Below are 10,678 nucleotides of genomic sequence, written 5' to 3' on the forward strand. Positions count from 1 at the left end.
TCTCGATGAGCAACGTCACCGATTCCCCCAACGTGACGGGCCAGGAAATCGAACTCGCGATCGGCGGCATGACCTGCGCGTCCTGCGCGATGCGGGTGGAGAAGAAGCTCGGCAAGCTCGAAGGCGTCACCGCGACCGTCAATTACGCCACCGAGAAAGCCAAGGTGTTCTTGCCGCCCGGCCTGGACCCGCAGCAGCTCGTGGAGCAGGTCGAGGCCGCCGGCTACACCGCGGCCCTGCCGGCGCCGGAGGTCAGCGGCGAGCAGGGCCAGGAACCGGAGGACCCGGTTCGGATCTTGCGTGATCGGCTCCTCGAGTCGGCCGCGTTGTCGGTTCCGGTGATTGCGTTGGCGATGGTGCCGGCGTGGCAGTTCACCTACTGGCAGTGGATTTCGCTCGTGCTGGCCGCCCCGGTCGTCGTGTGGGGTGCGTGGCCGTTCCACTGGGCCGCGTGGGCGAACCTGCGCCACGGAGCGGCCACGATGGACACGCTGATCTCGATGGGGACCCTGGCGGCGTTCCTGTGGTCGCTGTACGCGCTGTTGTTCGGCACGGCTGGAACACCGGGCATGACGCACGCTTTCGAGCTGACCGTTCAGCGCATGGCCGGTGACGGCAACATTTACCTCGAAGTCGCCGCGGGCGTGACGACCTTCATTCTCGCCGGGCGGTATTTCGAAGCGCGTTCCAAGCGCCGGGCCGGGGCGGCGCTGCGCGCGCTGCTGGAACTCGGCGCGAAGGACGTCGCCGTGCTCCGCGACGGACGCGAGCAGCGCATCCCGATCGACCAGCTCGCCGTCGGCGACCATTTCGTGGTACGTCCCGGTGAGAAGATCGCCACCGACGGCGTCGTGGAGGAGGGCAGCTCGGCGGTCGATGCCAGCATGCTCACCGGCGAATCCGTGCCGGTCGAGGTCACCGCGGGAGACGCGGTGACCGGCGCGACCGTGAACGCCGGAGGCCGCCTGGTGGTGCGCGCGACACGGATCGGTTCTGACACCCAGCTGGCGCAGATGGCCAAACTGGTGGAGGACGCCCAGAACGGCAAGGCCGAGGTGCAGCGGCTGGCCGACCGGATCTCAGCGGTGTTCGTGCCGATCGTCATCGCGCTGGCAACCGCCACGCTCGGGTTCTGGCTCGGCGCCGGTGGCGGCGCCACGGCGGCCTTCACCGCCGCGGTCGCCGTGCTGATCATCGCCTGCCCCTGCGCGCTCGGACTGGCCACACCCACCGCCTTGCTGGTCGGCACGGGACGTGGCGCGCAGCTGGGAATCCTGATCAAGGGCCCGGAGGTGCTGGAATCCACCCGGCGCATCGACACCGTCGTGCTGGACAAGACCGGCACCGTCACCACCGGGCAGATGTCCCTCGTCGGCGTTCACCTCGCCCACGGAACCGACGAGGACGAGGTGCTGCGCTTGGCGGGCGCGGCCGAACACGCCTCCGAGCACCCCATCGCGCAGGCCATCGCCCGCGGTGCCGCCGACCGCGTCGGCGAATTGCCCGCGGTCGAGGAGTTCAGCAACACCGAAGGCCTGGGCGTGCAGGCGGTGGTCGACGGCCACGCGGTCCTGGTCGGACGGCCCGCACTGCTGGAGCAGTGGAGCCAGCCGCTTCCGGACGAGCTCGTCGCCGCGCAACGGACCGCGGAGCGGGCGGGACGGACGGCGGTCGCGGTGTCCTGGGACGGCGCGGCGCGCGCCGTGCTCGAGATCGCCGACACCGTCAAACCCGGTTCGGCGGAGGCGATTTCGCAGCTGCGTGAACTCGGTTTGCGGCCGGTGCTGCTCACCGGGGACAACGAGACGGTCGCCGGAACCGTGGCCGGCGAGGTCGGTATCGACGAGGTCATCGCCGAAGTCCTGCCGCAGGACAAGGTCGAGGTCATCACGCGCCTGCAGAAGGAGGGACGGGTGGTGGCGATGGTCGGCGACGGCATCAACGACGCCGCCGCACTGGCCCAAGCCGACCTCGGCCTGTCGATGGGCACCGGCACCGATGTCGCCATCGAAGCCTCCGACCTCACCCTCGTGCGCGGTGACCTGCGGGCGGCGGTGGACGCCATCCGGCTCTCCCGCCGCACGCTGGCCACGATCAAGGGCAACCTGTTCTGGGCGTTCGCCTACAACGTGGCCGCGCTGCCGCTGGCCGCGTTCGGACTGCTCAACCCGATGATCGCCGGTGCCGCGATGGGCTTCTCCAGCGCCTTCGTGGTCGCCAACAGCCTCCGGCTGCGGCGATTCCGCACTGCGGTCACGGGTACCCCGGCAGGAAGCAGAGCACGCCAACGGACGCGCACCACGAGTGTCAACGCCTGAGCACGGGTAGGCCGGGAGCACTTCCCGGCCTACCCGCCGGTGGCAGAGGAGCTCTGAAAATGAACCGCACCTTGCTAAAGCACCATCGACGTGCCGGGAGGTGGCTGCTGGCCGTCGAGCTGAACCTGAGCGAATGCTGCCGTGCTCTCGCGCCCGCCCTGCACGTGAGTGCGCGAACGACTCACCCCTCGGTCGTTCTCCGAGCCTCGGCGCAGCTGTTCGGGCGCTGCCACGAGCGCCCCTGACCGCGCTTCGACGACTTCTATGGAGGAGCGGAATGACTGACCGGCCCGCACACCAACACCACGGCCACGAAACGACCGATGAGCAGCAAAGCAGGCGGGAGCTGACCCGCTCGGCGATCAGCGCCACGTCGCACTGCTTGACCGGCTGCGCGATCGGCGAGGTCCTCGGCATGATCATCGGCACCGCGCTGGGCTGGGGAAACCTGGCCACGATCGTGCTCGCGATTGCGCTGGCGTTCCTGTTCGGCTACAGCCTGACGATCGTTCCCGTGCTGCGCGCGGGCGTGGGTCTGGGTGCGGCCATCGGCGTTGCCTTTGCCGCCGACACCCTGTCGATCACCGTCATGGAGATCGTCGACAACCTGTTCATGGTGCTCATCCCCGGTGCGATGGACGCCGGTCTGACCAGCTGGTTGTTCTGGCTCTCGCTGGCCGCGTCGCTGGCCATCGCCTTCGTGCTCACTGTCCCGGTCAACCGCGCTCTCATCGGTCGCGGCAAGGGTCACGCCGTGGTGCACCAGTACCACCACTAGCTTGTAGTGCCTAAACGCAGAGGAGCCTCGCGGCGTGGTGGTCCTGCCCATGACAAGCAGGACCACCACAGTCACGGGCTTACGAGCATCTACCCACACCGGCTGCGGCCAACCCCTCACGGGTCGGGCCTTGCGTTGTCCGGCAGCAGTCAGCCAACCTGCCATCGACCACCACAGCCGGAACCCGGGTGACCCCGTAGTCGGCTGCCTTGGCGACGGCAGAACTATCGCTGCGCAGGTCACGCACATGGACCTCGCAGCCTGGGCCGGCCATGTCCTCCACTAGGGCCACCGCGTCCGCGCAACCGGGACACCCAGTTGTGAATACCTCGATCTGGCGCTGTGCCATCGTCATCACCTCCACACCCGGCACGCTAGGGCTTCCATCAGAGTGGAAAGTCAACTCCACGCCTGATTCTGAGGCGCGCACATGGTCGATGAGGGGACACGAGGCCGAAGCCGCACCCGGCTCGGAAGCCAAGCGGTCCGCCTTCTCTTCCAAGCGCAGCAAATTCCACCGCATCGCTTGCAGCTCGGCGATGCGCTCATCGATGTCGGCGACGTGCTCGTGCAGCACACCGCGGACATAACCGCACGGGCGCTGGTCGGCATCACGCAACGCGAGCACTTCCGCGATCTCATCCAAACGCAAGCCCAGCCATTGAGCTGCCTTGATGAACCTCACGCGCTCGACGTCACTGTCGTTGTAGACCCGGTAACCAGCGCTGGTCCGGTCTGCAGCGGGCAGCAGACCGATGCCTTCGTAGTAGCGCACGGTCTTGGGATTGACCCCCACCGCGCGGGCGAGCTCTCCGATGCGCACCGAACCTCCCGTAGCGGCATAGATCCTTGTCTCGTTCTCCGCGCTCACCGTGCACCTTCCACCCAGATGGAAGGTCCAGTCATGCGCCACCCTCGCAGGCTCGGCAAGCCTGCGGATGGTCACTCGGGTCGCAGTCCAGACATAGTGACCGTGACGAGCCGTTGCACGGCTTCCTGGGAGGGCAGTCCGGCAGCGGCGGTGAGCGAGTGCAGGCAGAAGTTGGCCAGCTCAGCGGGTGCCACGTCATCGCGGAGCTCGCCGGTCTGTCCACCCTCGGCGATCAGATGCTGGAGGAATGCGGACAGGTGCTGTTGCGCGTCGGTGACGTGCTCGCCGCGGTGCAGCAGAGCAGCGAGCTCGGTTCCGTGTCTTTGGTAGGAGATCTGCGCGAACTCCTTCAGCACTGCTTCGGGCTGTTCGGCTCCGTGGTGGGGGTTGCCCTGCTGAGCACCAAACCGGACCAGGCATTGCTGTCGGTGCTGGTCGCGCTCATCCTGCTCGCCCACATCACCTTCCAGCTCACCCGCCGATTCGCCACCACACCAAGAGCGGCCACCCGGCCCTGCTGAGCCTCGTCGGAGCGGTGCAGGGATTCCTGCTCGGAGCCGTCAACCTCGGCCCGGTGCTACCCGCCTACCTGCAAACCTTCGAACGCAACGCCCAGCGCTACATCGACGGCTTATCCCTGTTCTTCGCCGTGGTCATCGGCGAGCGCATCGTCCAGATGTGGCTGCAGGGCGTCCTCACCGAGTACCGAATCTGGCTGGGATCAACCATCGCTCTCGTCACGCTGCTCGACCTCGCGATGGGCAGGTCATCCGCAGCCGCTTCGCCATTGACAAGCGCAGGCTGGATGCCGTCATCACCGTGCTGCTGTTGGCCACCGCGGCGAATCTGCTATGGAAAGCCATCCCGCAGCTGCTGAGCTGACACCGTGCCGCCGCGGAGAGGCCCGCAGTCCCATCGAGCCTGCGGTCCTTCTGCGCTTCGGCAGGCGATATGCAAATTGATGATCCTTCGCCGAGTCGGAATACCCCCGGGGGTTTGTTACGTTGTGGCCAGTGAAGGGAGATGGTCGCAGTGGAGATGAAGCCGGAGTTGGTGGGGGATGCCCTGACGCGGCTGCGCCGGGCGCGGGGTCAGTTGAGCGGCGTGATCGAGGCCATGGAGGAGGGGCGGGACTGCGCTGAGGTGCTGACCCAGCTCGCGGCTGTTTCGCGTGCTCTGGACCGTGCTGGTTTCAAGATCGTGGCCAGCGGTATGAGGTACTGCCAGCAGGCTCGCGAGGACGGCGATGAACCGCCGATGACCGAGCAGGAGCTGGAGCGCCTGTTTCTCGCGCTCGCCTGAGCGCGAGGTCGTGCAGTGCCCTTCTCCTGGCGGTCGAAGTCGTTGAATTCATTGATACCCCCTGGGGTTTAGGGAGGGATCGTTGTCTGAGAAGGCGCCGGAAGTTGGTGTGGAGTTCTTCGCCGGGGCGTGGCGGTTGGGTACTCGGTTGGTCGATGTGCGTGAGCCGGAGGAGTTCGCCTCGGGTCATGTGCCGGGTGCGGTGAACGTGCCGCTGGAGGAGGTGCTGGCTTCGCCGCAGCGTTTTGCGAGGTAGGAGTGCTACGTCATTTGCCGTTCGGGCGGGCGCAGCTTGAAGGCTGCGGAGGCGATGAACGCGGCCGGTGGCCAAGCGGTTTCGGTGGCCGGTGGGACTTCGGGGTGGATCGAAGCAGGCAACGAGGTTGAAAGGGGTGCGCAACGGTGACGGCGATGGATGTGGTGAAGAAGGAGGACCGCTTGGCCGGTGGCCTGGTGGTCGAGGTGATCGAGACGTCCTCGCTGGGGGACCGAAGCTACCTGGCCACTGACGGCGAGGTGGCTGTGGTCGTCGACCCCCAGCGGGACGTGGATCGGGTGATCGCCGCCGCCGGGCGGTTGGGCGTGCGGATCGCCCTGGTGCTGGACACGCACGTGCACAACGACTACGTCTCCGGTGGCTTGGAGCTGGCCCGGTTGACCGGCGCCGAGTACGGGCTGGCGGCTGCCGACGAGGTGCCGTTCGACCGGCGCCCGCTGACCGACGGCGAAGCGGTGGAGCTCTCACCGCGGATGCAGGTCCGCGCGGTGGCCACGCCGGGGCACACCTTCCACCACCTGTCCTACGTGCTGGAGGGCACCGATGGCTCGGTGGGCGTGTTCACGGGTGGATCGTTGCTGTTCGGCACGACCGGGCGCACCGACCTGCTGGGCGAGCAGCACAGCGAGGACCTCGCTCGGCACCAGCACGCCTCGGCGCAGAAACTGGCCTCGATCCTGCCCGACGGTGCGCAGATCTGGCCGACCCACGGGTTCGGCAGCTTCTGCTCGGCCACGCAGGCCTCGGGCGACTCCGCGACGCTGGGCGAGCAAAAGCGGATCAACCCGGCCCTGACGCTGGCCGAAGGCGACTTCGTCGAGCAGACCCTCGCGGGGCTGGACGCCTACCCGGCCTACTACGCGCACATGGGCGTGCAGAACACCACCGGACCGGAGCCGCTGGACCTGCGCGAACCCGTCCGGGCCGAGCCCGAGGAGCTGCGCCGCCGCTTGGAGCACGGGGAGTGGGTGGTCGATCTGCGCTCCCGCAAGGCCTACGTGGTCTCACACCTCGCTGGCACCGTCAGCCTCGGGCTGGATGGGCCAATGGTGACCTGGCTCGGCTGGATGATCGACTGGGGCGCTCCGATCACGCTGCTGGGCGAGTCCCGCGAGCAGGTCGGCCAGGCGCAGCGCGAGTTGGCCCGCATCGGCATCGACAAGTTCGCCGCGGCCGCTGTGGGTTCCCCGGAGGAGTTGGCGGCCGAGTCCGGTCAGCTGCGCAGCACGCCGACGGCCACCTTCGCCGACCTGGCCTCGGCATGGGGCGGTAGCTCCAACGGTCTCCCGGCGCCGGAGGTGGTGCTGGACGTGCGGACCAACAACGAGTTCACCGCCTCCCACATCACCGGTGCGGTGCACGTGCCGCTCTACGAGCTCAAGGACCGGCTGGACGAGGTGCCCGCGGGTGCGGTGTGGGTGCACTGCGGCAGCGGTTACCGCGCCACCGCGGCGGCCTCGCTGCTGGAAGCGGCCGGACACACGGTCGTGCTCATCGACGACAAGTTCGACACCGCCGCCGCGGCCGGCGTGCCGATGACCGACGGAACCTGACACCCACAACCCGAACAAGAACGCGGAGGTATCCGAAGAATGCCCCAAGCATTGCCCAAGGTCGTCGACACCGCGCAGGTCCGCGCATTACGCGACGCCGACCCCCAGATTCGGCTGATCGACGTGCGCGCGCCCGGGGAGTTCGCTTCGTCGCACATCCCGGGCTCCTACAACGTTCCCCTCGACCTGCTGAGAGAACACCGCGACGAGCTCACCGCCCAGCACGGCGACCCGGTCGTGCTGGTGTGCGCCTCGGGCGGTCGTGCCGAGCAGGCCCGCACCCTGCTGGAAAGCGCCGGGCTCGATCGGCTCAGCGTGCTGCGCGGCGGCATCACCGGCTGGCAGCAGCAAGGCGGCGAGATCAACCAGGGACGCGGCACGTGGGCCATGGAGCGGCAGGTGCGGCTGGTCGCCGGACTGCTCGTGCTCACCGGCGTGGTGGCCAGCACCGCCTACGAACCACTGAAGTGGGTCGCCGGCTTCGTCGGCGCGGGTCTGACCTTCGCCGCGGTGAGCAACACCTGCGCGATGTCCCGCGTCCTCGGACTGCTGCCCCACAACCGCACTCCCAGCACCGACGGCCGGGCCCTGCTCGAGGCCCTCACCGACGGGAACGGGCCGCACGGCTGAGAGCTGCTCTCCGGCAAGTGCGTGCACGGCGTTGACGGCGGCGGGGCGGTCGATGAGTCCGCCACCGGGATAGGTGGTTTCGTTGTTGTTGGCAGTGGTGTTCGGCGCCGTGATCGGGTTGGCACTGGGACTGCTGGGTGCCGGTGGTTCGATCCTCGCCGTACCGGCGCTGGTCTACGGCGTCGGACAACCCTTGCAGACGGCCATCCCCACCTCGCTAGCCGTGGTCGCACTGTCCTCGCTGGGCGCCCTGCTGCCCCGCGAGCGGCGCAGCGCGGTGCGGTGGCCGGTCGCGCTGGTCTTCGGCGCGGCCGGCATCCCCGCCGCCTTCGGCGGCGCCGCGCTCGGCAAGCTCTTCCCGCAGCGCTGGCTGCTGCTGGCCTTCGCCGCGCTCATGGTCATCGTCGCGGTGCGCATGCTGCGCGGCGGCGAGAACCACACCGGCGCCTGCCGCACCCAGCAGGGCGGCATCAACTGGCGCACCTGCCTGCCCAAATCCGTGCTCGCCGGTGCGACCGTCGGCGTGCTCACCGGACTGTTCGGCGTCGGCGGCGGCTTCATCATCGTCCCCGCGCTGTCATTGCTGCTGGGCTTGGGAGCGCAGCAAGCGGTGGCGACCTCGCTAGTGGTCGTCTTAATCAACTCGGGAGCTGGACTCGCCGCGCACGCCGGCTCGATCGCGACCATCGATTACCGGGTCCTGTTGTTGTTCGCAGGCACGTCTCTGGTGGTTTCTATCGTGGCCGCTCGGCTGTCGACACGGCTGAACTCGTCAAGCGTGCGCCGCTGGTTCGCTTTCGTGGTGCTGGCCGTCGCGGTCTTCGTCGCCGCGGCCGCCCTCGTCAACCCCTCGGCCCTCGGATGAGGACCGCCCAGGCCCGAATCGACAACTCCCTCAGGAAGCGAAAGGAATTGCCCAGGCTTCGGTTGACATGCTGACTTTCCCAAGGGTGCACCCATCGTCCTTCTGTCCGGTCTCCGTGGTTGTCGAGGCATTGAGCGTGTCCGAACGATCTTTGGGAGTAAGGATTTGGGAGGATTTTGGGAGGATGGATGTGCAGTGAACTGCGCTCAACCGGCTGTAGGTAGCGGGGACGGTATGGTCGTAAACTGCGCGTTCTCGATTCTCGCAGGTCAGGGAGCTATGGCTGTCTACCTTTTTTTTTTGACACGGTAGAGGTCACTGGTTCAATCCCAGTATCGCGCACCATTTCTTGATGCAGGTGAGAAGCCCTGTCGGCGTTGTTGCCGACAGGGCGTTTTGTTGTTCGGGCACGGTGTTGACCGTGGTGTGACCGTGGGATGTGCACCCTGGTCGCACGGTTTTTGCGTTCATTGTGCGGCCTTTTGAGTGGTGGCCGTGGCGTTGGTCTGGGCATTCGTGTCGAGTGGGTTCAGCTCTTCGTCTTCTGCGGGGTGGGGTTTGTGACCGTGAGTTGACCAGTTCTCGGGGTGCTGGGTGGGCATGTGCGGGTTCGGTGGAGTGCGGTGAGGGCGGTGTTGTGGGTGTGGGGGAGGGTGTGGAGGTAGCGCTCGGTGGCGCGGAGGCTGCGGTGGCCGAGGCGTTCGCGGATGGTTTCGAGGTCGGCTCCGCCGGCGAGCATCCAGGAGGCGTTGGTGTGGCGGAGGTCGTGGATGCGGACCGGGTGGGTGAGGCCGGCGTCGGCTAGTGCGTGGTACCAGATGTTTTTGCGGAACCAGCCGCGGTCGAGGTGTTGGTCGTGGCGGATGCGGCGGTGGCGGGTGGGGCGGTCGTGTCCGTGGGCTCGGCGGTGGTGGCGGTAGGTGGCGATGGCGGTACGGCAGTGTTGGCAGCGGCATCCGGTGTTGTAGCGGGTGGCGGTGCCGTGCCCGGCGGGTGCCGGGGTGGTGCTTGGTGTGTGGGTGTTGGGGGTCATGGTGGGGGTGCCGAAGAGGAGATCGTCGGCGACGAGGTCGTGTTGGGTGATGTGGTGTTGGAGGGCGGTGGTGAGTTCGGTGGTGAGGTGGAGTTGGCGGTATTCGGTGTTTTTGGGGTAGTGCTTGACGACGAATCGTGTTCCGTCGGTGTTGGGTTGGTTGAGTTCGACGACGGCGCGGCTGATGGTGAGCACGCGGCTTGCGGGGTGGAGGTCGTGGGTGCGGAGTTCGGCGAGTTCGCCCCAGCGGATGCCGGTTTCGAGGGCGAGGTCGGCGAGCAGTTGCCAGCGGGCCGCGGCGAGTGCGGCGTGTAGTGCGTCGTATTCGGCTGGGGTGAGGATGCGTAGGGGGCGTTTGGGGACGGCGGGTGTGGTGACGCCGCTGCAGGGGTGGAAGACCACGATGCGGTCGTTGAGTGCGGTGGTGAAGATCGCCGAGAGCACGGTTTTGCAGCGGGCGAGGGTGTGTGCGGTGGCGCCGTCGTCGGCCAGCTGGCGGAGGTGGTCGCGGATGTGGGTGGGCAGGATTTCGTTCATGCGCATGGTCGCGAATCCGGGCAGCAGGTATTTGGTGATGATCTGTTCGTAGCCTTGGCGGGTGTTGAGTTCGATGGTGTGGTTGGGCAGCCAGGTATCGGTGACGTAGCGGCCGAAGCGCTGCCGTCCGCTGGCCAGATCCACGAAGCGGCCCTCGGTGGTCTCGGCTTCGGCGCGGCGCCAGGCGCGCTCGGCGTCGCGTTTGCGGCTGAAGGTGCCCGCGGAGCGGGCTCGGCCGCGCAGGTCCCAGTAGTAGGCGGTGTAGCGGGCGTGGCCTTGCCGGTTGAGACGCTGCTTGCAGTAGCCCATGGCTTCTCCTCGGTGTGCAAGTTCGGGGACTCTCACTCCATCGGCTTCCAGCGTGCGGTGCAGAACCACGCAGCTCAAGGGTCTTTCGCAGGAACGGTGTTTCCAGCGTGTTGATCAGTAGGTTTCGGCGTCCGGCCAGCGGTCACCGAAGGTGATGGCGAAGGCGTCGAGGACTGGCTTCCAACGTATCGTCCATCGGGTGCGG

11 protein-coding genes are annotated in these 10,678 nt (G+C 67.5%); 8 read left to right on the plus strand and 3 right to left on the minus strand.

Annotation, left to right across the window (positions count from 1 at the left end; all coding sequences use genetic code 11):
- Positions 1–5 precede the first annotated feature (5 nt).
- Positions 6–2,318, plus strand: coding sequence for a heavy metal translocating P-type ATPase (locus KBO27_RS32350; RefSeq protein WP_210973665.1), 2,313 nt, complete (start codon positions 6–8; stop codon positions 2,316–2,318).
- A 277-nt stretch (positions 2,319–2,595) separates the two neighbouring features.
- Positions 2,596–3,096 carry a DUF4396 domain-containing protein gene (locus KBO27_RS32355; protein WP_210973666.1) on the plus strand — a complete coding sequence of 167 codons (501 nt, stop codon included), beginning with the start codon at positions 2,596–2,598 and terminating at the stop codon, positions 3,094–3,096.
- 79 nt (positions 3,097–3,175) lie between these two features.
- Here KBO27_RS32355 and KBO27_RS32360 read toward each other — a convergent pair whose 3' ends face one another.
- A complete protein-coding gene (locus KBO27_RS32360) occupies positions 3,176–3,967 on the minus strand; it encodes a MerR family DNA-binding protein (protein WP_210973667.1) in 792 nt (263 codons plus the stop codon).
- Between the two features lie 71 nt (positions 3,968–4,038).
- Positions 4,039–4,425: an SbtR family transcriptional regulator gene (locus KBO27_RS34880; protein WP_372448895.1), complete on the minus strand. Its 387-nt coding sequence runs from the start codon at positions 4,423–4,425 to the stop codon at positions 4,039–4,041.
- A gap of 77 nt (positions 4,426–4,502) precedes the next feature.
- Here KBO27_RS34880 and KBO27_RS32370 point away from each other — a divergent pair, with 77 nt between their 5' ends.
- The 6 genes from KBO27_RS32370 to KBO27_RS32395 all read left to right on the plus strand — a co-directional run bounded on the left by KBO27_RS32370 (position 4,503) and on the right by KBO27_RS32395 (position 8,594).
- A complete protein-coding gene (locus KBO27_RS32370) occupies positions 4,503–4,844 on the plus strand; it encodes a hypothetical protein (RefSeq protein ID WP_210973669.1) in 342 nt (113 codons plus the stop codon).
- A gap of 155 nt (positions 4,845–4,999) precedes the next feature.
- Positions 5,000–5,269, plus strand: coding sequence for a metal-sensitive transcriptional regulator (locus KBO27_RS32375; RefSeq protein WP_443706195.1), 270 nt, complete (start codon positions 5,000–5,002; stop codon positions 5,267–5,269).
- An 82-nt stretch (positions 5,270–5,351) separates the two neighbouring features.
- Complete coding sequence (locus KBO27_RS34080) at positions 5,352–5,525, plus strand: rhodanese-like domain-containing protein (protein WP_246538722.1); 174 nt, start codon at positions 5,352–5,354, stop codon at positions 5,523–5,525.
- A 155-nt stretch (positions 5,526–5,680) separates the two neighbouring features.
- Positions 5,681–7,099, plus strand: coding sequence for an MBL fold metallo-hydrolase (locus KBO27_RS32385; RefSeq protein WP_210973676.1), 1,419 nt, complete (start codon positions 5,681–5,683; stop codon positions 7,097–7,099).
- A 39-nt stretch (positions 7,100–7,138) separates the two neighbouring features.
- Positions 7,139–7,729, plus strand: a complete 591-nt coding sequence (locus tag KBO27_RS32390) for a rhodanese-like domain-containing protein (protein ID WP_210973670.1) — start codon at positions 7,139–7,141, stop codon at positions 7,727–7,729.
- An 82-nt stretch (positions 7,730–7,811) separates the two neighbouring features.
- Positions 7,812–8,594: a sulfite exporter TauE/SafE family protein gene (locus KBO27_RS32395; RefSeq protein ID WP_210973671.1), complete on the plus strand. Its 783-nt coding sequence runs from the start codon at positions 7,812–7,814 to the stop codon at positions 8,592–8,594.
- A gap of 529 nt (positions 8,595–9,123) precedes the next feature.
- On the opposite strand, the gene KBO27_RS32400 is transcribed toward KBO27_RS32395, so the two are convergent.
- On the minus strand, positions 9,124–10,473 hold the full coding sequence (locus KBO27_RS32400) for a tyrosine-type recombinase/integrase (protein ID WP_210973672.1): 1,350 nt from the start codon (positions 10,471–10,473) through the stop codon (positions 9,124–9,126).
- Between the last annotated feature and the right edge of the window lie 205 nt (positions 10,474–10,678).

Origin of the sequence: Saccharopolyspora endophytica (assembly GCF_018070075.1) — a bacterium.
GTDB classification, from domain to species: domain Bacteria; phylum Actinomycetota; class Actinomycetes; order Mycobacteriales; family Pseudonocardiaceae; genus Saccharopolyspora; species Saccharopolyspora endophytica.